The 21,513-nt window shown below is 44.7% G+C and carries 26 protein-coding genes; 4 read left to right on the forward strand and 22 right to left on the reverse strand.

Annotation, left to right across the window (positions count from 1 at the left end; genetic code table 11):
• Window position 1: 1 nt before the first annotated feature.
• The 3 genes from dapB to MKZ09_RS23155 are packed head-to-tail and all read right to left on the reverse strand — an operon-like array spanning window position 2 to window position 1,750.
• A complete protein-coding gene (gene dapB, locus MKZ09_RS23145) occupies window positions 2-805 on the reverse strand; it encodes a 4-hydroxy-tetrahydrodipicolinate reductase (RefSeq protein WP_036676273.1) in 804 nt (267 codons plus the stop codon).
• A gap of 34 nt (window positions 806-839) precedes the next feature.
• Window positions 840-1,361, reverse strand: coding sequence for a tetratricopeptide repeat protein (locus tag MKZ09_RS23150; RefSeq protein WP_076204292.1), 522 nt, complete (start codon window positions 1,359-1,361; stop codon window positions 840-842).
• A 59-nt stretch (window positions 1,362-1,420) separates the two neighbouring features.
• Window positions 1,421-1,750: a nucleotide pyrophosphohydrolase gene (locus tag MKZ09_RS23155; RefSeq protein ID WP_036676271.1), complete on the reverse strand. Its 330-nt coding sequence runs from the start codon at window positions 1,748-1,750 to the stop codon at window positions 1,421-1,423.
• Between the two features lie 167 nt (window positions 1,751-1,917).
• On the opposite strand from MKZ09_RS23155, the gene MKZ09_RS23160 reads away from it, so the two are divergent.
• On the forward strand, window positions 1,918-2,787 hold the full coding sequence (locus MKZ09_RS23160) for a YitT family protein (RefSeq protein ID WP_036676270.1): 870 nt from the start codon (window positions 1,918-1,920) through the stop codon (window positions 2,785-2,787).
• Window positions 2,788-2,847: 60 nt separating this feature from the next.
• Here the strand turns inward: MKZ09_RS23160 and MKZ09_RS23165 are convergent, their stop codons facing one another.
• From MKZ09_RS23165 to MKZ09_RS23220, 12 genes are all read right to left on the reverse strand, one after another.
• Window positions 2,848-3,750 carry a sporulation protein YpjB gene (locus MKZ09_RS23165; RefSeq protein ID WP_081394250.1) on the reverse strand — a complete coding sequence of 301 codons (903 nt, stop codon included), beginning with the start codon at window positions 3,748-3,750 and terminating at the stop codon, window positions 2,848-2,850.
• Between the two features lie 159 nt (window positions 3,751-3,909).
• Entirely contained in the window at window positions 3,910-4,557 is a 648-nt protein-coding gene (locus tag MKZ09_RS23170) for a DUF1405 domain-containing protein (protein ID WP_076134673.1), read from the reverse strand.
• Window positions 4,558-4,648: 91 nt separating this feature from the next.
• Window positions 4,649-5,521: a menaquinol-cytochrome c reductase cytochrome b/c subunit gene (locus MKZ09_RS23175; RefSeq protein ID WP_076134674.1), complete on the reverse strand. Its 873-nt coding sequence runs from the start codon at window positions 5,519-5,521 to the stop codon at window positions 4,649-4,651.
• 26 nt (window positions 5,522-5,547) lie between these two features.
• Window positions 5,548-6,219 (reverse strand): menaquinol-cytochrome c reductase cytochrome b subunit, encoded by a 672-nt coding sequence (gene qcrB / locus MKZ09_RS23180; RefSeq protein ID WP_036676266.1) that lies wholly within the window; start codon window positions 6,217-6,219, stop codon window positions 5,548-5,550.
• 5 nt (window positions 6,220-6,224) lie between these two features.
• Window positions 6,225-6,779 (reverse strand): QcrA and Rieske domain-containing protein, encoded by a 555-nt coding sequence (locus MKZ09_RS23185; RefSeq protein ID WP_076204289.1) that lies wholly within the window; start codon window positions 6,777-6,779, stop codon window positions 6,225-6,227.
• Between the two features lie 239 nt (window positions 6,780-7,018).
• Window positions 7,019-7,438, reverse strand: coding sequence for a DUF2487 family protein (locus MKZ09_RS23190; RefSeq protein WP_076204284.1), 420 nt, complete (start codon window positions 7,436-7,438; stop codon window positions 7,019-7,021).
• Window positions 7,439-7,622: 184 nt separating this feature from the next.
• Complete coding sequence (locus tag MKZ09_RS23195) at window positions 7,623-7,802, reverse strand: IDEAL domain-containing protein (RefSeq protein ID WP_036676261.1); 180 nt, start codon at window positions 7,800-7,802, stop codon at window positions 7,623-7,625.
• Window positions 7,803-8,046: 244 nt separating this feature from the next.
• Entirely contained in the window at window positions 8,047-9,132 is a 1,086-nt protein-coding gene (locus tag MKZ09_RS23200; protein WP_076204279.1) for a hypothetical protein, read from the reverse strand.
• A gap of 89 nt (window positions 9,133-9,221) precedes the next feature.
• A complete protein-coding gene (locus MKZ09_RS23205; RefSeq protein WP_076134678.1) occupies window positions 9,222-9,809 on the reverse strand; it encodes a histidine phosphatase family protein in 588 nt (195 codons plus the stop codon).
• 178 nt (window positions 9,810-9,987) lie between these two features.
• Window positions 9,988-10,581, reverse strand: coding sequence for a zf-HC2 domain-containing protein (locus tag MKZ09_RS23210; protein WP_076134679.1), 594 nt, complete (start codon window positions 10,579-10,581; stop codon window positions 9,988-9,990).
• Between the two features lie 5 nt (window positions 10,582-10,586).
• Window positions 10,587-11,174: an RNA polymerase sigma factor gene (locus tag MKZ09_RS23215; protein WP_036676255.1), complete on the reverse strand. Its 588-nt coding sequence runs from the start codon at window positions 11,172-11,174 to the stop codon at window positions 10,587-10,589.
• A 549-nt stretch (window positions 11,175-11,723) separates the two neighbouring features.
• Window positions 11,724-11,864, reverse strand: a complete 141-nt coding sequence (locus MKZ09_RS23220; protein ID WP_341041357.1) for a hypothetical protein — start codon at window positions 11,862-11,864, stop codon at window positions 11,724-11,726.
• A 237-nt stretch (window positions 11,865-12,101) separates the two neighbouring features.
• Between MKZ09_RS23220 and MKZ09_RS23225 the strand changes: the two genes are divergently transcribed.
• The 3 genes from MKZ09_RS23225 to MKZ09_RS23235 all read left to right on the forward strand — a co-directional run bounded on the left by MKZ09_RS23225 (window position 12,102) and on the right by MKZ09_RS23235 (window position 14,605).
• Window positions 12,102-12,668 carry a helix-turn-helix domain-containing protein gene (locus tag MKZ09_RS23225; RefSeq protein ID WP_076204271.1) on the forward strand — a complete coding sequence of 189 codons (567 nt, stop codon included), beginning with the start codon at window positions 12,102-12,104 and terminating at the stop codon, window positions 12,666-12,668.
• 216 nt (window positions 12,669-12,884) lie between these two features.
• Entirely contained in the window at window positions 12,885-14,189 is a 1,305-nt protein-coding gene (locus MKZ09_RS23230) for a CynX/NimT family MFS transporter (RefSeq protein WP_081394249.1), read from the forward strand.
• Window positions 14,190-14,476: 287 nt separating this feature from the next.
• Window positions 14,477-14,605, forward strand: a complete 129-nt coding sequence (locus MKZ09_RS23235; protein WP_256719197.1) for a hypothetical protein — start codon at window positions 14,477-14,479, stop codon at window positions 14,603-14,605.
• A 56-nt stretch (window positions 14,606-14,661) separates the two neighbouring features.
• On the opposite strand, the gene MKZ09_RS23240 is transcribed toward MKZ09_RS23235, so the two are convergent.
• Genes MKZ09_RS23240 through trpD form a run of 7 tightly spaced genes read right to left on the reverse strand, consistent with a single transcriptional unit; the run spans window position 14,662 to window position 21,508 of the window.
• The gene (locus MKZ09_RS23240) at window positions 14,662-15,756 is read right to left on the reverse strand and encodes a prephenate dehydrogenase (protein ID WP_036676253.1); all 1,095 of its coding nucleotides are present in this window, start codon (window positions 15,754-15,756) and stop codon (window positions 14,662-14,664) included.
• Between the two features lie 46 nt (window positions 15,757-15,802).
• Window positions 15,803-16,900, reverse strand: coding sequence for a histidinol-phosphate transaminase (gene hisC, locus MKZ09_RS23245; protein ID WP_076204424.1), 1,098 nt, complete (start codon window positions 16,898-16,900; stop codon window positions 15,803-15,805).
• A 60-nt stretch (window positions 16,901-16,960) separates the two neighbouring features.
• Window positions 16,961-17,785 carry a tryptophan synthase subunit alpha gene (gene trpA / locus MKZ09_RS23250; protein WP_076127517.1) on the reverse strand — a complete coding sequence of 275 codons (825 nt, stop codon included), beginning with the start codon at window positions 17,783-17,785 and terminating at the stop codon, window positions 16,961-16,963.
• Window positions 17,782-18,981: a tryptophan synthase subunit beta gene (gene trpB, locus MKZ09_RS23255; protein ID WP_076134682.1), complete on the reverse strand. Its 1,200-nt coding sequence runs from the start codon at window positions 18,979-18,981 to the stop codon at window positions 17,782-17,784. The genes trpA and trpB overlap by 4 nt, the downstream gene beginning before the upstream one ends.
• Window positions 18,978-19,655, reverse strand: a complete 678-nt coding sequence (locus tag MKZ09_RS23260) for a phosphoribosylanthranilate isomerase (RefSeq protein ID WP_076204267.1) — start codon at window positions 19,653-19,655, stop codon at window positions 18,978-18,980. Before MKZ09_RS23260 ends, trpB begins: the two co-directional genes overlap by 4 nt.
• On the reverse strand, window positions 19,648-20,478 hold the full coding sequence (trpC, locus tag MKZ09_RS23265) for an indole-3-glycerol phosphate synthase TrpC (protein WP_076204263.1): 831 nt from the start codon (window positions 20,476-20,478) through the stop codon (window positions 19,648-19,650). The genes MKZ09_RS23260 and trpC overlap by 8 nt, the downstream gene beginning before the upstream one ends.
• The gene (gene trpD / locus MKZ09_RS23270; protein WP_172628839.1) at window positions 20,468-21,508 is read right to left on the reverse strand and encodes an anthranilate phosphoribosyltransferase; all 1,041 of its coding nucleotides are present in this window, start codon (window positions 21,506-21,508) and stop codon (window positions 20,468-20,470) included. The genes trpC and trpD overlap by 11 nt, the downstream gene beginning before the upstream one ends.
• Window positions 21,509-21,513: the final 5 nt, after the last annotated feature.

Genomic DNA, 21,513 nt, shown 5'->3' on the forward strand with positions numbered 1-21,513 from the left:
TCTATTCTATAAAGTGCTCGAATCCATAGATCAAGCCTGTATATCCCATTACCTTTTCAATACCCATCTTAACGCCTGGCATATATCCTGCACGCTCATAAGAATCATGGCGGATCTTCAAGGATTGTCCGAATCCACCAAAAATCACTTCTTCTTGAGCAAACACACCAGGAAGACGGACACTATGTATCCGGAATCCGTTATAGTAACCACCACGGGCACCTTCAATGGTTTCTTCCTCTTTAGGATTACCTTGACGAAGTTCCTCACGAACTTCCGAAATCATTTCTGCGGTTTTGACCGCAGTTCCGGATGGAGCATCCAGTTTCTGGTCACCATGATACTCTATAATTTCCAGATGCGGGAAGTACTTTGAAGCTTGTGCCGCAAATTTCATCAATAGAATAGCTCCAATGGAGAAATTCGGAGCAATAAGTCCGCCGATCCCCTGTTCTTGACACTGCTTGTCCAGTTCCACCATCTGCTCCGGCGTGAATCCGGTTGTACCGATAACCGGACGCACTCCGTACTTAATAGCTAGCGCTGTATTCGTATACGCTGACTGCGGTGTAGTGAAATCCACAAGGACATCTCCGTTGCTTCCCGCGAGGGCGGCCTCAAGATCAGAAGTTACAATAACGCCTGAGTCTTCCAGACCTACCAGACGCCCTGCATCAATATCGCCCGAAGAACGATCTACTGCTGCTGCTAACTCCAGCTCTTCGTCCTGCAATACAAGTTTAACAACCTCTTTACCCATTCTTCCGCCTGCGCCGGATACAACGACCCTGATCTTGTTATTCATATTTTTTCCATCCTCGCTCTCACTAGTTATATAGTTATTGCATATACGATTGTATGGATTTCTGAAGGTCTCTCATCAATTCCCGCAAGCCAGAATCATCCGGATGTAACGAAATCACTTCTTTTAAGGCAGTCATAGCCTGTAAATGTTCATTCACTCGGCTATGCGCGATAGCAAGCCATACATAAGCATCCCCATATAATGGATCAAGGGTAATCGCCTCTTTGAGCAGTGTAATCGGATGATAAGGGTTGCGAGTTTTGTTGTCTTCATCTTCTATCAACCGTTTGGCTTCCTGTACATGCATCATAGCCTGCAAATGCTGCAGATGCAGATTATACTCAGGTTTGCTGGTGTCCAGCTTTACAGCAGCCTGAGCATGAACTAAAGCTTTATCTAGCATACCACTGCGGGCATACGTTATGGAACAACGATATCTAACCTCGGCATCAGCAGGGCTTGCTGCAATTGCAGACTCGAAGCAAACAATAGCTTCGGCAAAGTCACTGCGCAATATCGAGCGGTAGGCCTCTCTTACATAATCCTTATGATCCATATACACACCATCCTCACGGCTAAATCCCGTTCGTTTGGTACAGCATATGTTATAGAGGCCTAATCGGTGTCTTTCGGTGTCCAACGTCCCGCATCACGGGTATTAAATTTATGCATTACCTTATTATGCGCTTCCGTCAGGTCTATCCCTAGAGAATTTGCAAAACAAACGGTAATAAACAGAATATCGCCCAGTTCAAGTTCAATAGAATTCTCAGCTTCATCAGACTTCTTAGGCTTCTCGCCGAACTCATGATTGACCTCTCTAGCCAGTTCTCCGACTTCCTCGGACATGCGGGCCAGCATAGAGAGTGGACTGAAGTACCCTTCCTTAAACTGCGATATATAAGCGTCTACTTCACGCTGTATGTCACCAAGACTTTTGTCCATAAAATGTAACTTCTCCCCCTCTGTATATCTTGCCTTCTGTTTGCCCCTATGTTATCGTAAAGACGTTTTGAAGACAATCTTTTTTGAATATTTTAACACACGCAAGAAAAGGTATACTTATTATAGGAAAAGAAAAACTGCCTACAAAAGGCCTAACGAGGGATTTCATGAATTCAAAAAAGGTAATTACAATCAGCAAGACAGTCGCTCCCATCTTGCTCGGAGCCGCAGTATATGCCTTCGGGCTACTGTATTTCATCATTCCTAACCAGTTGATGGAAGGCGGCGTAACCGGGATCACACTTCTCCTTAATTATGCCTTTAGTATTCCCATCTTTTTATCCACACTGCTGATCAATCTTCCTTTGTTTCTGTTGGGCTGGAAAGTTCTAGGCGGGCGGCAAATTGTGTATACAGGTGTAGGGATTGGGGCGTTGACCTTTTTCCTGTGGGTTTTCGAACGAATGATTACTGCGGGATGGATTATCCCCTTCAGTACCGAACACGACTTTATTCTTGCGGCACTGTACGCAGGAGTAACGCTTGGAACGGGGCTTGGACTTGTATTCCGTTTTGGGGGTACAACAGGTGGTGTTGATATTGTCGCAAGAATTCTGGGACGGAATTTTGGTTGGAGCATGGGGCAGATTATTTTGGCCATCGACATTATTATTATTGGCTCTTCCATCCTCTACATTCCTAAAGAAAAAATACTTTACACACTCGTCGCAGTTTTTATCTCATCACGAGTTATAGATTTTATCCAAGAAGGTGCCTATGCTGCCAAGGCATTTACGATTATCAGTGATGATGCACCGCAAATTGCCGATCTGATTACAGCCGAAATGGACCGTGGTGTAACCCTCATCCCTGCCATTGGTGCTTATTCCAAGCAAGCCAAATATATGGTGTACTGTGTAGTCTCAAGGCAAGAAATCCGCCGGCTAAGTCTGCTGGTCAAATCCGTTGATCCACGCGCCTTCGTAATTATTAGCGATGTACACGACGTACATGGAGAAGGCTTTCGAGAAACCTAAATAAAAAGGAGTGTAGGCCATTTCAAGCCCACACTCCTTTTTATCGCTTATAATTTCACTTTACGGAATCGGCTTCCAATTCTGATTCTGACCACGGTACTTGCGATAGGCTACATAGGCTAACGCAGCTATAATGAAGCTTGCGGCTAACCCTCCCCAAATCCCAAATTCTTGCGATGCCAGCGGCAAGGACAATGCAGGTTCATCCTTCTCTTTTCCAAACATCACTCTTACCGTATCCTGACCATAAGATACAATTTCAAGCAGGCGGGTACGTTCAACCTTTTGTGAGGACGAAGGAATGCCTGCCGCATATGAGAGCCAGGAATCAAAAGCATTCACAACCTCAGGCTGGCGGGAGACAATCACTGCCGGCCGGATGTTATCATACCTGTCCTGCAGTCTTTCCAGAGCTGTTTTCCAGCCCGCCAAATCATTTGCAACCGCACTTCGCTCCATCGCATTTAGATCCTCACGAATCAATTTGTAGTACTGAAGCCAAATAGGCTGCCGCGGATGATTAAGACTGTTGGCGGCTAGACGTAGCTTGGCGGCTGCCGCTTCCCATTGCTGTGAATTTATTTTTGCGCCTGCCACGGTAGCCTTCAGGTCCATAATGACCCCTGACAATGCATTAATACCCTCCACAGAGGTCATTCCTTCAAAGGATGAGGACACAAAGATCTTGGAGATCGCTTCCGTCTCCTGTCGGACCTTCATTACATCCCCTTCCAAAACATACCCATACAATGCCTCAGCGGCTTGTTCCAGCTGCTGTGCTCCAGTCTTTCCGCTCATTGTTGCCAAACCGTCGCCCGAACTAACGTCGGCGCTTTGCTTCGAAGCTTTGCCAGACCCTTCACCAGCATCCCCTAGCGCTGCTGAAGCCTTTACAACATCCATACTGGACAATAGCCAGCAGAATACTAGAACAACCACTACATAATATCTCCCGCGGAGCATGAGACATCCCCCTCCTACTTAAGAAGAAACGACGTTCGTTGTCGTCTTTTAAAGACGATATTCGTTTCTCGTAAAATTATAAGGATAAAGCATAGTATAAAACTTATACTTCTTATAATTCTAAATGTATGGCAGGGGGACAAGGGATAGAACTGCTTACTAACGTCTATTCTTGAACTGATAGATTGACTCTACCGGTCTTTGTCTTCTACTAAACAACCAAGCAGCTGCAACACTAAGCAGCGTAAGCGCCATTGTAAAGTACTGTACCTGTATAACATAATCGTCCAAAACAGAAGGTAACCACGGATAGATTCCGTAAGAATAATCCAGCATATCGTTGGCGAGTGTCCAAAGCAGGGCTAATGGAATCATTTTGCGGAAAGAAAAAAACCTTGCATAAATCAATGCCTCAACTGCCATCCCCGTATGGGAGATTACCAGCATCCAATCTTTCCAAACCAAAACATCACCGTGATAACCCCCGGCAAAAATAATGCTCACTGCCCATATCCCGTACTTCACTGACGTAACAACCGCCAAAGCCTCAATAAGTTCCCTTACATTGTTTCCTGTGTAGCTTTTCGGAGGGAAGAGCATCAGCAACAGAGCCAAGGTAAAAAACAAACTTGCGGTTGGGCTATCCGGAACAAATGGAAGCAGCCAGTGTGGATAATTAGCCGCAGTGAACTCCAGTTGATTGCCATACCATATGTAACCATAAATTGTACCCAGGAAATTTACGATAAATAACAACCAGATAATTCCCCGGTTCTTAAACAGTTTGTTAAACCAATGAACTGGCATACAGATTATTAACCTCCCCAAGTAATGGCACTTTGCATTTAGACATACAAAAACCTGACCGCATGCACGATCAGGTTGCGTTATCATTATTTTACTGTTCGCTTTTTTGTTTGGCAAGCCAGCCGGCCAAGGTATCGATATCCGCTTCTGATAGACCCGCTCCCAAGGCGGTATCGTACATTTTCGGCATCTGCCCTTGACCCTCTTTTATAATGGTAAGGATTGCTTCTTTGTCATGGGTGTCCCCAACTCCACGAAGAGAAGGCCCGCCCGCCCCTTTCAAATCCGCTGCGTGACAGGAGATACAAGTGGCTTGCTTGAAGAGCCCCATAGCAGGATCATCCTTGTCCACAATCGCTACTTCTTTTGGCTTAACGGCACTGGAGGTTGGAAGACCCTTTGCCCTGTTCTCCGCCGCCTTTTCTTCCCGTTGAACATCTTCAGGAATCTGACCCGTTTCAGCCATTTCATGTTTGTATTCAGTCCAGGCTGTATTGGTCAAATAAACAATTGCTGCAAGCGACAAGAACATTAAAGATGAAGCAATCGGCCTACGGTAAAAGCGACGCTCTCTACCCGTATCCAGAAAAGGAGCCAACAGAAGTGAACCAAAAGCCACACCAGTAACTCCTAGTGTACCCAGAACGATATAATCACCCGAAGCATATGGGAGCTTCAAATACTGATAGAGGAACAAGAAATACCAGTCAGGAATCGGGATAACCGTAGCACTAGCATTTGCTGGAAACCCCAGCGGAGCTGGCTCTGAAATAGTAAGTACTAATATTCCTACAAGTACAACGACTCCGACCATCCATTCCTTCAGTAGAAAGTTAGGGATAAAGGCTTCCGATTTGCCGGGGTAAGCTGTGTAGTCCGGAGGTGTGATAAATCCGTTCCCTCTGCGAACTCTGGAATCACCGACATATACAACCTTTTCCTTAGAATTGTTTCCATGCGCCATCCGTATTCCTCCTCTCTCAGATTATCTTACAACGGTCCGGAAATCCCTTGTCTGCGGATCATAATAAAGTGTCCTACGAGCAGACTAAGAAGCACCGCTGGGAGGAAAAATACATGTAATGCGAAGAAACGAGTTAAGGTTTCGGCACCAACAATCGTTCCACCTTGCATCAGTTCCTTCAGCACCGGCCCCATCACTGGAACAGAATTGGCTATTTCAAGAGTTACCTTTGTTGCGAAATAAGCTTTATTATCCCAAGGCAACAAGTAACCGGTTAAACCAAGTCCCAACATTACGAAGAAAATCAGCATTCCAACTACCCAGTTCATCTCGCGTGGCGCTTTGTAAGAGCCTGTAAAGAAGACGCGCATCGTATGAAGGAACATCATAACAATTACTAGACTTGCGCCCCAGTGATGCATCCCGCGGACAATCTGTCCAAATGCAACACTTGTCTGCAAGTACTCAACACTAGCATAAGCATTAATAATGTCCGGAACATAATACATCGTTAAGAACATACCTGATAAAATCTGAATGACAGTAATAAAAAAGGTCAGTCCGCCAAAGCAATACACGAACGCAGAGAAATGATGGGCCGGATTAACATGCTCAGGAACCTCGTGATCGGCCACGTCTCTCCAAATCGGCGTAACATCCAGACGTTCGTCAATCCAGTTATAGACATTTTTAAACATCAGAACTACGCCTCCTCACGAGCTACTGTATTTGGCACAATGTCTCCCAAAAGCACCCACCCGTTATCGAATTTCGTTTTATACTGGTCAAGCGGCTTAGGAGCAACTTCAAGATTTTTGCCAAGCTTTGTATAACGTGCACCATGACAAGGGCAGTGATATTCGTCCGGATGAGCTTTATCGTTGTTCCACCCGACCGTACATCCCAAATGTTTACAAATCGGTGAAAGCGCATAAATATCACCGTTTGCGTCTTTCCGGATCCACGCAGTGAGTGTCGCTGTACTGTCGTACCATCCGTCCTTCTGTTTCAATTCAAAAGTAAATTCCTGGGGCTCTTCGGTGATTTTGCTTATCTCAGCAACCTTGATAAAATCTCCAGCACCCTTCTTATGTAATATCGGATCCACGACAAAACGGACCATGGGGAGAATCATACCCGCCCCCATAAAAGCAGTAGCGCCACCAAGTGTGTAGGTCAAAAATTGCCTGCGCGACATCTCATTACGGCTGGGTGGTTGTTCAGGCCATGTCTCCTGTTGTTCATTATGGCTGCTCATACTGTTATATAACCCCCTTCTCAAGATATAAGAAAGTATCTGTGGTGTCCGATCAGAGATGTCTCAATATAAATAATCCGTTTTCAAATCTTTTCAATGAAATACATCACATACCATTTGGATTCAACCTAATAATAGCTTAGGCTCCAAAACCCGTCAAGAATATTGTCTAATTTGTGACAGGCCAAAAAGCGATTTAAACCTATAATTGTTGATTTTCTGTCACATTTATAAGGAGATCACCGCCGCCACATGTCTTGAATTTTCATACTAATTTCACTGTAATTCTTCCCTTCCTGAGTAGCCTCAATGATAGGCAGAGAGAGAACTAAATCGCTTTCATAGATTTGGCTTTCTTGGAGAGGTACATCCGCTGTCAACACCACTACATGCTGGAAACCACTGGATTTGACTTTTTGACAAATCTCATTTATTAAATTCACATAGCCCTCTCCAGCGTACTGAATGGCTGGGTAAGTCACGATCCGCCCCTTGAACGGTATTTCCACCATATCCATGAAATTACGTAATCTTTCGAGTGCCTGAACGGTCTCAGGAGGACTCTCCAGTCCACTCAATCCTGTAAAAGGAATGAGACATGTATCATAGAATTTTCGATTCTCTTCCCAAGTGTCCACTTCAAAATCGCTGAATTTCATTCCCATTCATCTCCCTATGTATAATTGTTAATTTTTCCGGTCTTTCGCAGAACTTCCTGAAGTTATAGAACCCATTATATTGAAGGAGGAGGAGGAACGTCCAGATTTAGATTTTTTATTTTCGTCCGATTAAGCAAATTGAGTAGACTATAAGCAAAAAAAGAAATGCGCTAAGCGCATTTCTTTATGCCAAACTTTTAAGTTCCTCAGTAAGATTTCGGAAAGCCATCTCATCTCCGGTAGCCAGCGCCGTGTCAATCTCACGGTGCAAGATGTCGGAGCGACGCTTTCGCAGCGCTTCATCCCACACCATTTCTGCCGCAAGTCCTAGCATCACTTCATACGTAGCCTTCATTTTGTCCATTCGATACACCTCCGCTGTTTAAGAGATCCTTTTTTCTTGTTATTTGATATTTTGATATTCATCAAGATGATTATGTTTTCGGTTTCAAGAGAATCGGCACCTACTAAAGCATATTCATCAATCCTGTCTTCGTTCTACATATTCGCCCATTCCGCTCAATACTTCCTCTATTGTACCCATCAGCAACAATAACGGATTCCTACTTCTGCATATGTAATCCCCATAAGCATTCATACGCGCACCTCTACCGAAGATACTTAGGCACGGCTGTCTCTATCCCCCATGGTGTCATCATCACAGCGAGTCCACCAGAAGTCTCGCCCAGTTTAAGCATGCCTAGGTGCACCATCATCCGTATTATACGTTGCTCTAGAATAGAAGCAGCACTGTCATAATAAAACGGTTTAATTAGCCACCCCACACCATCCACTAAAGAAGGTACTGTCACCCAATTACCGGCGCTGATGCTTACCCAATACACAAGTGAAGGTAGATTTGGCACAGCCCCTTTATATAGTCTTAACCAAAAAGAGAATATCTGCATCAACGAATCACATTTTCCATCGTTTAACACAGCCTCACCGGTCGCAGTAAGCCTTAGCCGGAAGCCTTCCTCAGAGATCCAGCGGCGGTGACGAATATAGTCATACAAAAGCGCAAATCTTGGAGGATAATGCTCACATGCTCTCCCATAACCAAACCTCCAACCGCCTTTGCTAAGAAGCTCCTCCGGAATATGAAGCGCGTTCATCACACCTTGCTGATATCGCCTATACATTGCCCCTTCCTGATTCAGTTCTGGCTCATTGTCCTTAATATATCTCAGCAGCATTACCAGATCACTGATCATTAATTCTCCTTCACTGCGATACATCACAGGTTCAGGGCTAGTTGCGATACTCTCTTTGATATGTGCACTCATCGTCTCCCGAAAACGCTCTTTTAAATCTTTGGGTACCTGGTACAAATATCTGGTCTGCTGTGAGGAACCACTAAAGAGCCAGCCTCCACTTTTGAAGCGAGAGACCATCTCCCGGAAACCTCCAATTTTTCCTTCAGGTGCATCAAAAGACGCTTGCCTTGCTACAGCCAACAAATCTTCAAGACTAAAGTAGGTGCGTTCATCAAAAAGCAATGTATTCAAAAACCGTAAATCCTCCGGAGCGCATTCCCGGATATGAGACTCCATAAAACTTCTGCTTCCAAGCATAATCAAAATACTTTGGATCAAGTCGTGTTTGGAATTCTGTTTGCATTCACACCGGTAGCGGCCCGCTATGGCGGTCAGCTGTCCAATATCTGCATAAGTAAGCATATCCGCCAGATTCATGTTTTATCGCCTCACCGTTTTACTACCATTATGGGGAATACTGCCTATTTTATTCCCTTTATTGCAAAAAAAATAACCCGAAGCCCGGGTTAATGCTGATTTTGCAGGATATGGCGAGTACAATTATATAAAATAGGGTTCCATTCCCGCTCTTTCTTCTCCAGAATCGTCAAGGATAGATTGCCAATTCGTTCAGAATACTTATCCTTGTAAAGAGCAGTATACAGCTGAGCAAGAAATCCTCCATGGGATATGACGAGTATATTCCGATTGGGATGCAGCGCAGAAATATCTTCCATAAAAGCAAGAGCGCGAGCCTGAAGCTGTTCGTCGGTTTCTTGACCGAGGGAGAGCTGGCTCCATTCCTTGCCCCACTTCTCTTCACGTTCTGCGGCAGTAAGCCCTTCTACCTGCCCGTAAGCACGTTCCCGTATACGCTGATCAGGTTCTAATAGCGGAATTCCTAACTTGTCAGCAATAATCTTACCGGTCTCAGCAGCGCGGGAAAGATTACTAGTAACGCAGTAGTCCCAGTTGTACGGTTCCTGTAATAAGCGGTCAGCAAGCATTGCAGCTTGCATCCGTCCTTCATCATTAAGTGGAATATCACTTTGTCCCTGTATTTTCCCTATCGCGTTCCAGTCCGTCAATCCATGGCGTATCAAGCCGATTAGCATGTTGCCTCCCCCTTTTCAGCAAAGTATTTGTCTCTAAATGTAACATGGATGAAATAAAAAGTCTTCTTTTTATGAGTTTTACAATGCAAAAAGCCCCTCATTACATGAAGTAAAGGGACTCATTCAATGTTCTGAATAGTATAAACAACGGAAGCAAAGACATACGTCTAATAACCCTCTATGATCGGCGATAACGATTCAGCCTAGTTAATGAAAACACTGCAAAGCCTACACCTAACATCGATAACATCATCCAGTATTGAGGATGAGTGGGTCCCATACTTACAACAAGGGGTTCAATGATCCCACCTTCAGCGCCCAAGATTGGATACGTTGATTGCCATTCCATCGAGGATCCAGCGACACCTGTCTCCACAATTCCACTCTGAGCAACAACTGCATCACCTGGAGTTCTGAACATCGTAAAATAAAGAACGCTGGACAGAAATATTGCCAGAAAGCATGCGATCCATAAGCTAAGCCGATGGCGAACAATAGCAGAGGTCCCAGCAGATTTCCCGTCACCGGGCATCAACCATGGACTCTCTAAATAAATCCGCTCCATGACTTTAACATTTATGGCTTCAGCACGCTCTTCACTGATCTCTTCCCTCAAATCTTGCATAAGCAGGCTGCTCTCTTGCCATAGAGCCCATTCTGCAGCGCAGTAAGGACAAGTTTCGATATGTTTTTCAAGCAAAATCCGCCTAGGATGTGTGGGGGGAGCGTCCCACAAGAGCGGAATACATTCTTGCGCTTCCCTGCAATTCATTCGCCTTACACCCTCTCAACCTGCTCTTCAACTTCAGGCTCATTGAAATAGGATTCGAGTTGAAGCTTCACACTACTCCTGGCACGAAACAATAATGATTTCACTGAGCTTACACTCTGATCTAAAATTTCTGCGATTTCTTGATAGTCCATTTGATCATATTCACGTAGGATAAGTGCAGAGCGTTGCTTTTCGGGAAGATTATTTATCGCCTCACGGACCAAATTCATCCGTTCATTGCGCAATGCAGCCTGCTCGGGTGCAACTTCAAACGGTGCTACTGGTGTGTATCCACTCTCTTCCAGAGATACATTACCGGCACGGTTCTTGCGAAGCTCACTTAGCACAGTGTTGCGGGCGATAGTGTACAGCCATGTTGAGAATGAAGCATCTACCTCTCGAAAGGAATGTAAGCTACGAAATGCCTTGTAGAAGGTCTCCGAACAAAGGTCCTCTGCGATAAGCTCCATATGTGAATTTCTAAGCATATGATATACAAATGCTAGTATTTTACGTTGATAACGACGCATTAATTCTGAATATAATTCTGTGTTTCCTTGTTTAATTTGCTGGATCAACTGGGAATCCGTCATGGTGAGATTGGCCCTCCTCGCCCTTGCACGTCTTTTCCCATCCGGTCCGTACTTATTATACCGGTTTGGGCTTTAAAAGTTGCGGTGTTACTGCAAATTTTTAGTTTTTTTATGAAATACACCTATGTATATTCAACTACCCGATAATTAAGGCATGATGTATATGAAGAAGACAAAAAGAAATAAGGCATACTTCTAATTTTACATAAATATAGAAACGAATCTAGAAACATACCTGCTCTATTGTACCACATATTCTCATAGGATGACATTAATAGACTTAAGATAGGTCCACTCGCCAGCAAGACCTGACATTGGATTTCTGACTTAGAATCCGGCTTTAAAAATAACACATTTATCAATTTTTAAAAACTGTTGACAAAATGTAAACGTATACATATAATAAAAGTACAGTATGGTTTCTCTCCACTCCTATCCAATACTTAACGGTTCCAATTTATTGTGAACTGTAGCCGCTTACTTTGTAAGCGGTCTTTTTTTGTCCTGAAAGCGCTCTACCTTTTATTAGATGATCTATATTAGATTATTTTACTGTAGCAAGCGAATTAGCTTCCAAAAATCCCCACAATTATCTATTACCCCGTCTACGTCCACTTGAAGAGGGATATGCTGATTACGTTTCCAAATGTCTTGCAGCCCTGCGTTACGGCTCGCTTGTAAGTCATTCATTGGATGATCACCTACAAATATAGCCTCCTCAGCGCTCACACCATTGGTATCCTTTCCTTTTTGCAAAAATAAAGGATTAAACCGGGGACGGTGATAAGCTTACGGGCTGGTTCGTTACATAGACGTCAGATTTTGTATAGCTGCGTGTGTAATCCACCCTCTAATCCTAATCGTATGGAAAAGAGTCAGGATAAACAATATACTAGCTATAAAGTTATTTGTTGAGGTGAATTTGAAATGGATGAAATCGATGACTCAAAACAACTGGTACTACAAATCGGCGGTGCCTTAAAAAAGTACAGAAAAGAAAAAAACATGAGCTTAGATGACTTAGCGGAATTAACAGGCGTAAGCAAACTTACTCTGGGGAATATCGAACGTGGCGAGACAAATCCAACTTTGGCGATAATATGGAAAATTTCAAAAGGCATATCTTTGCCCCTATTAGCTTTGTTCAAATCTGAAGACCCTGTTAGTTTGTATCGAGCAGGCGAAGGTCTCCGGTTTTCTAATGATCAAAATAATTGGATCATCGAACCCGTCTTCAAAAACGTAAGCAACGATATTGAAATGTGTCGGGCTTACTTACAGCCAAATAGTTCGTATCACCCTGAAGGTCATCATGTGAATACAACTGAAATTGCGACAGTAATGACTGGTTCCATTGAAATTCGAGTCGATGGAGAAATGTACACATTAAATCAATATGATACGATCAGTTTTCGTGCAGATCGCCCTCACTCTTATACCAATCATACAAATAGCGAAACAGTGCTCCATATCTCCTTAAAATATGGTTTCTAAAGTCGAAAATTTCACCTATAAAATGCAACTCAGTATTCCATTCTATATGGAAACTCTGAGTTGTATTTTTTTATCTAATATAAGCATTTCAAGTTATAGAACTATCTCAATAAAGTAAACTTTAAAATACTTATTGTTAATTTTAATATATTATACTATACTTTCATTGTCCGCGCGGATATTAGTACGCATTAATTCTGGGAGGGAAAATGAAGAATGCCGAATAAAAAATTCGTACCATCATCTTTAGGGCTGCTAATACTCGGCATTATTATTATTGCCGCAAATTTACGTGCTCCCTTAACCTCGGTCGGTCCTTTAGTAGGTCTCATAAGGGATGACGTTCATATTTCCAATACTTTAGCAGGCTTGATCACAACGGTACCTTTACTTACCTTTGCTTTATTATCGCCTCTAGTACCAAAACTAGGACGTAGGTATGGAGTTGAACTTTTAATTTTGTTTGCCCTGATCTTTTTGACTGTTGGTATTGTAATACGTTCTTTATCTGGGGCTGCAAATCTGTATATTGGAACTGCAATTCTTGGATTTGCAATTGCCGTTTGTAATGTATTAATGCCAAGTTTAATCAAACGCGATTTCCCTAATAAAATCGGTGCTATGACTGGTGTCTTTGCAATTTCAATGAGTTTATCTGGAGCGATCGCATCGGGAATCAGTGTGCCGCTAGCTGCAAACGCAGGGTTAAAATGGCAGGGAGCATTGGGAATTTGGGGGATTCTAAGTTTTGTATCGATCCTCTGCTGGTTGCCTCAATTAAGGAAGCATACGAAGCAAACAACCTCGACAAGTCAACAGATGATCGGCAATGATGTGAATGTTTGGCGTTCCCCTCTTGCCTGGCAAGTAACCTTGTTTATGGGAATGCAGTCCATGATTTTCTATGTGCTGATCGCATGGTTGCCTGAAATTTTAAAACAGCAAGGTATTGACTCAAGCCAATCAGGATGGTACCTCTCAATAATGCAGTTAGCGCTGCTTCCATTTACCTTTATTGTCCCCGTTATTGCAGGGCGAATGTCAAATCAACGTTCGTTAGTGTTCATCACAACCATTTTGCTTTTGACGGGAACGCTCGGACTGCTTTACGGAAGCTCCAATATCATTCTGTTGTGGATCATCATACTCGGAATTGGTGGAGGCTGCGCCTTTAGCTTGTCCATGATGTTTTTCGGTTTACGTACAAAAAATGCGCATCAAGCAGCGGAACTGTCTGGTATGGCGCAATCGATCGGATATCTGCTTGCCGCAATTGGTCCTGCACTTATAGGATATTTGCATGATAAGACAAATAGTTGGAACCTGCCACTTTTCATACTGCTTGGCGCTTCGGTTTTACTCTTTATTGTCGGTCTAGGAGCAGCAAGAAATCGTTTTGTAGGTAGTCGAAATAGTTACGACGAAAAAAACTCAAGTACCAGAGAATTTCTTGGAAGAAATTCTGATCGAAATGAAGAAAGCGAGTTTGGGAACAGTTGCAACAAACCAAACCTAAATTAGAGTCTGCGTGTATAAATCCGGAAGCATTTTGCGGCACTCCTTTCTTTTCTTCGTTGATCCAATAAACATTTAGCTTATACGAAGACGCTATCGGACACAGCTGACCTTAAACGCAGCATTAATCCGCATTTGGGATGCTAACGGACCGCATAGCAGCTATTGGCACGAAAAACACACAATATAAGCCTCTTCATGTGAAATAGCGTTTGTGGAGTCCGAAAGACTGCTTCAAAGGCAAAAAACGAGCAAATAACGTCACTAGGGTCCGTAAGTACTAGGTGGTACTTATGGTGGTACTTATGGTGGTACTTATGGTGGTACTTATGGTGGTACTTATGGCGATACCGATGACGATACTGACGAAGGCACGTAGAAATAAGCAGCCAACAAAAAACAGCGATTCTCTATTCACATGAGAATCGCTGTTTTACTGTTTATTATGATTTGAAAATGAACCCGAGCGAACTTTATACTACACGTATACCGTATAATCATGATGCTGCAACAGGATCTTCGCCCGCTCCATATCGTTCTCCTGACGGAAAGAGAGACGCATAATCCCCGGCACATCTTCACGGCTTTCGATAATTTGTACGTTGCTAAGGTTAATTCCTTGATCCCCCAGCTCTGTAGCAATACGACCGATAATCCCCGGATGATCGGGTACATCAATATGTAGGTCAAATAAAGGTGCTATCATACCTTTACGCCGTTCTGGCAACTGACTACGGAAGCCATTGGCTTCATGAAATGCCTCTTCAATCCCTACACCATCTTCACTTTCCAGCAAACGAACAAAAGAAGAAACTTCCTCGTTCCAATCCTTCAGCAATCGAAGCATCACTGAACGATTGTTTAACAAGATATCACGCCAAATAATTGGATCACTAGACGCAATCCGTGTAATATCCCGAAAGCCCCCTGCAGCTAACGTACTATACAAGGAGTCAGTATCATCATAAGCTTTAATCTGATTTACCAGCGCAACGGCAATAATATGTGGTAAATGACTAATGGCGCCTACAATCTCATCATGACGTTCTGGATTAAGGCGTACAATCTGCGCTCTAGTAAGGTGGAGTAAGGACTCCAACGCATGATAAGCCTCATCTGGCACTCCCGGTGGAGGCGTTAATACGTAATAGGCATTTTCAAACAACAGCGATGAAGCTGCCTCAACACCTGAACGCTCTGATCCTGCCATAGGGTGACCGCCGATAAAATGTACTCCAGGAATATCCAAAGACACCGCGCATGCGGCAATACTAGCTTTCGTACTTCCAACATCTGTAATGATGCAGCCGGGCTTGAGCGGCAATTTGCTTAACTGCTGCAAATAATCCTCTAGCATACCCACTGGCACACATAGAAAAATGAAATCGGCATCGATTGCCGCTTCCTCCACAGACAATGTGGCACTATCGACCACACCTCTGCTAATATACTTACTCGCGGATTCAGGACGGTGGGCATGGCCAACGACGGTCAGGCCCTCCTTGCCTTTAAAGCAAAGGGCCAGTGAGCCTCCGATCAGACCGACACCGAATATTGCTATTTTTGTCGTCATGTTCTTTGAACTACCTGCCTTCTTTAGTCTTGACTTGCTGTTATTACTAGGCGCGTACTCCGCTCTCTATAAGCGTTTGTTCGAGCGCGGTGATAAAAGCTGTATTCTGCTCAGCCGAGCCCACAGTAACCCGAATATAAGTCGGATAAACCTGATGACCCGCTCTTACGATGATTCCTTTATGCATCAAAGCATCAAAGACCTCTGTAGCAGGCTTACGAACATCTACCATGATGAAGTTCCCGTGTGCCGGGAAGGATTCTAGACCCAGACGTTTGAATTCACCTTGCAATTGGACAATACCCGCGCTATTAAGACGACGGCATTCCTGTACGTAATCTTGATCATTCAAAGCAGCAAGAGCTGCAGCTTGAGCAAGCCGTGAGGTATTAAAAGGCTCACGTACCTTGTTGATCAACGAAATGATCTCAGGACTCGCAACACCGTATCCAATACGCAATGCAGCTAAGCCATAAATTTTGGAGAAGGTGCGAAGCACAACCAGATTTTTGTAACGAGTCAGTAACTGGATACCATTGGAGTATGAAAGATCTGTTACATACTCACAGTATGCCTCATCAAGGACAACCATTACATTGGAAGGCACAGCATCCAGGAAAGAAACCAAAGCTTCCTCTGGAACAATCGTACCTGTTGGGTTATTCGGATTACAGATCCAGATAACCTTAGTGCGGTCCGTTATACGGGCCAGCATCCCATCCAGATCATGGGTACCTTTTACAAGTGGCACCTCAATAGATACCGCACTTTCGATGTCTGCGTTACTCTTATACACGGAGAAGGTTTGGTCCGCCATGATTGTCTCATCACCCGGTAAGAAAAAGGCACGAGCAATAAGTGCAATAATCTCATCTGAGCCACAGCCAAAAATAATATTGTCGTTATTCACGCCAAGACGGCTGGAAAGTGCTGAAGTCAATTCAACGGCCGAGCCGTCCGGATAAAGATAAAGATTCTCAAGTTCTGCTAGAATTGCTTCTTTTGCATTCGGTGAAGCTCCATACGGGTTCTCATTGGATGCAAGCTTAATAACCTCACTTAAGCCAAGCTCCTTCTTGACTTCGTCTATAGGTTTCCCTGGTTTGTAGACAGGGAGATTAACTATATTCGGTTTTGGATTCATACAATAGTCCTCGCTCTCCATAGTTGATTACTCCACTATACACAGGTCAGAATGACACTGTTATGGTCTTTTTAATTGTGCCACAAATTCTCGAATTTGCAACAGTCCCTCATTCCGCGTAGCAGGATGATCGAGCAACGGAATTACCTCTTCTATTTTGCGGACAATGGCACTCCCTACTACAACACCATCGCAAATCTGAGCAAAACGGGCAACCTGTTCGCCAGTAGAGATCCCAAATCCTACAGCCACTGGCAGATCCGTAGCTTGACGAACGGAATCAATAAAGGCTTCTACATCCGCATGGAAAGAGGATCTTTCTCCAGTCACCCCTAATGAAGATACACAATAGATAAACCCGCTCGCACCGGATACAATCTTTGCAATACGTTCGCTTGAGGTGGGTGCAACTAAAGGAATGAGGTTGACTCCAACTTCATCACTACGGCGCCGCATCTCCGCTGATTCCTCAACGGGAAGATCCGGGATAATAAGTCCGCTGATTTCATGCTTGTTCAGATCAGCAAAAAACGTATCTAGACCCATTTGCAGGATAGGATTGTAATAAGAAAACAAGATAAATGGCAAACTGCTGCCGGCTTCACGAGCCTTTAACGCGGTCTCCATGCAAGTGCGCAGGTGAACTTCACCCCGCAGTGCCCGGGCAGATGCTCGCTGAATTACAGGGCCGTCTGCAAGCGGATCAGAGTATGGTACTCCTAGCTCCAGAATATCTGCCCCTGCTGTCTCCAATTCAGTGATGATGGCAAGAGTAGTCTCCAAATCTGGATCTCCAACAGTCAGAAAAGGAATCAATGCGGTCCGGTTCTCAGCTTTAAGCTTCCGGAATACCAAATCCATCCGGTTTGTAGTTTGGGTTGTCATTCAGTTCCCTTCCCTTCTGTATACGCCATAATGGATTCTACGTCTTTGTCTCCCCGGCCTGACAGGCAGATGACAACAATATCATCCTTAGTAAGGGTTGGACCCATTTTTACAACATGTGCTATCGCATGCGCCGATTCTAACGCTGGAATAATGCCTTCCGTTACGCATAGCAGCTTCAGTGCATCTAGCGCCTCTGCATCTGTAATCGGGACATATTTTGCGCGTTCGATATCTTTTAGATAGGAGTGTTCAGGACCCACACCAGGATAATCCAGGCCTGCGGAGATGGAATGTGCTTCTGTTACTTGTCCATGCTCATCCTGCAGGAGATAACTCATCGATCCCTGGAATACGCCATGAGTTCCTTTACTCATTGTTGCCGCATGAAAAGGGGTATCAATGCCTTTACCAGCCGCCTCTACACCAATCATACCGACACTTTCATCCTCAACAAATGGATAGAACATACCGATAGCATTACTGCCGCCGCCTACAGCAGCTACGAGCACATCCGGCAGCCTTCCTTCAGCCTCCAGAATCTGGCGCCGTGTTTCATCCCCAATAACCCGCTGAAAGTTACGGACCATCATCGGATAAGGATGCGGTCCTACAGCTGAACCCAATATATAGAAGGTATCGTCTACATTGCTAACCCAGTAGCGAAGCGCTTCATTGCCGGCATCTTTTAATGTGCGCGATCCGGAAGTAACGGGAATCACTTCTGCACCAAGCAGCTTCATCCGGAATACGTTAAGGGCCTGGCGACGCGTATCCTCTTCCCCCATAAACACCTTACATTCCATACCTAGCAGAGCTGCAACTGTAGCTGTGGCTACACCATGTTGACCCGCACCAGTCTCAGCGATTACCTTCGTTTTTCCCATCATTTTGGCCAAAATCCCTTGACCAATCGCATTGTTAATCTTATGGGCACCTGTATGATTCAAATCTTCACGCTTCAAATATATTTTAGCTTCTCCCAAATGTTTGCTTAGACGTTCCGCATAATACAGCGGGGTCTCCCGTCCGGAATACTGCTTTAATAGATAATCTATTTCTTCCTGAAAAGCTGGATCTGCCGAAAACTTACGGTAGGCCTCCTCCAACTCAATCAATGCATTCATCAAAGTCTCGGGCACGAAGCGGCCTCCGAATGAACCGAAACGTCCATGCTGGTCCGGTACTTGTATCATGATTGCTTCACCCTTTCCACAAAAGCTGTCATTTTTTGAATATCCTTAATGCCGTCAGTCTCTACTCCACTCGACACGTCTACCCCATACGGGACATAGGTATCAAGCAATTCACCAACATTATCTGAATGAAGCCCTCCAGCCACAAACAAGGGCAAGTCATGTTGTACTGCAATTTCTTGGTACACAGGTAATTTGTTCCATGCGAAGGTTCGGCCAGAGCCGCCTCTCTGCAATGGATCATAAGTATCTAATAAAACCGCATCTACTGCAGCTGCGTAATCTTCCAAGGTATATTCATTTTCAGCTTTATCCCGCTCTTGATCAGCAACGGACAGTGCCTTCCATACCTGAACCTGTGGATAAGCTTGGCGAACCTGCTGGCAAAAAGCTGGGCTCTCCTGTCCATGGAGCTGAATTACATCTAAATGCACCACAGACAGCAATTCGTTCAACTCATCCAGCTCCGGATTAACAAAAACCCCGGCAGCCTTAGGAATTTCACCAGCCTTCCAATTTGGAAGCTCTGCAATCAGTTCGGCAGCACGCTCTATGGATACCTTCCGGCGGCTAGGTGCAAAAACAAATCCGATATAATCTAGTGGTAAGTGTAACATAGATTTTAGCACTTCAACGTCCTGAAGTCCACAGATTTTTACTAATGTCTCAGCCATGCCGGACACGGTCCTTTCCGTTAGGAAGCTCACCGAGCAAACCGTTAACCGCATCCTCTACGTTAGCTTGACGCATTAGATACTCCCCAACAAGCACTCCGTGAGCACCAGTAGTTCTTAGGTAGCCGATGTCTTTTGACCCGGAAATTCCGCTTTCGCTGATCACTGGAACACCTTGCGGCACAAGAGCTGCCAGCTCGGCTGTTGTCTCCAAAGAGGTCTCAAAGGTACGTAGATTACGGTTATTAATTCCTAGCAGGACGTTAGGTTGGGTTATCTTTTCTGTGCTCAGTACAACCGCCAGTTCATTTCGGTCATGCACCTCAATCAAGATATCCAATCCAAGCCCTGAAGCTATATCTATAAAATGAGACAGTTGTGCTGGTGTCAAAATAGCGACGATCAACAACACGGCATCCGCTCCGAGAAGACGTGCCTCGTAGATCTGCTTCTCATCGATAATAAAATCTTTGCGAAGCAGCGGCAGATTTACAGCTTCCTTCACTTGCTGCAGATAAGCTGCGCTGCCCTGGAAATATTCTGTGTCCGTCAGAACAGATAAGCAATCTGCACCTCCAGCTTCATACCCTTTTGCAATGGAAACAGGATCAAAATCCTCACGGATCAACCCTTTGGAAGGAGAAGCCTTCTTCACCTCAGCGATCAAGCCCATATCTCTGTTCTTCCCTTGGGTCAGAGCCTTACGAAAACCTCTTGTTGCCGGAAGAAGCGCAATATCACGCTCTGCTTGTGCCAACGAAAAGTTTTTACTGAGCACTTCAACCTCTTTAATCTTAGTCGCGACAATTTTATCAAGATACATAATTAAGTTCCTCCGTCATAGCTACAAGCTGATTAAGCTTGGATAGTGCCTTGCCTGAATCCACTACATCTTTTGCTCTCTCTACGCCTCCGGCCATGGTATCTGCCAAACCAGCAACATATATACAGGCTCCGGCGTTAGCAAGAACGATATCACGATAAGGATTCATCTGCCCTTGAAGGACCGAGGTAATAATCGCCGCATTTTCAGCTGCATCTCCACCCAGCACAGCTTCCAGTGGATGTCTGTTAAGACCTAATGCCTCTGGCGTTACCTCATACGTGGTTACGATGCCCTCTTTTAGCTCAGACACTAATGTAGGGGCCGAGATGCTGATTTCATCCAGACCATCCACGCTGCTAACAACCATCGCACGCTTGGACCCCAGCTCCTTCAGGACATTAGCCACCGTCTCTGTCTTATTCCGATCATAAATCCCCAGCAGCTGACGGTCAGCACCCGCGGGATTCGTAAGCGGACCAAGCATATTAAAAATCGTCCGCACTCCAAGCTCTTTACGCGGTGCTGCCGCATGCCGCATCGAAGGATGATAGATTTGCGCGAATAAAAAACAAATGCCGATTCGATCCAAGCATTCCCGAGCCTGATCCGCATTCAGATGAATGTTGACGCCCAGAGCTTCAAGTACATCTGCACTTCCTGCTCTACCGGAAGCTGAGCGGTTGCCATGTTTGGCAACTCGTACCGAAGCCGCTGATGAAATAATCGCTGAGGCGGTCGAAATATTAAACTTATGGATGCCGGAACCGCCCGTACCACATGTATCTAGCAGACGCGCTTTTTCAGTAAGGACAGGTGTGCCGAAACCTCTCATGGCTTCCGCAAACCCCGTAATCTCCTCCACGGTCTCTCCCTTAATCCGTAAAGCGGTCAGCAGTGATCCGATTTGCGCCTGTGAAGCATCTCCCAGCATGATTGCGCCCATTATATCCCGTGCTTCCACACGTGTCAGACTTTTGCCTTCGATTAGTCCAGCGATTCCTGATTGTATCAATTTTGTTGCATCCATAATGT

This window comes from Paenibacillus sp. FSL R5-0908 (assembly GCF_038006245.1).
In the GTDB taxonomy this organism is placed as follows: domain Bacteria; phylum Bacillota; class Bacilli; order Paenibacillales; family Paenibacillaceae; genus Paenibacillus_AQ; species Paenibacillus_AQ odorifer.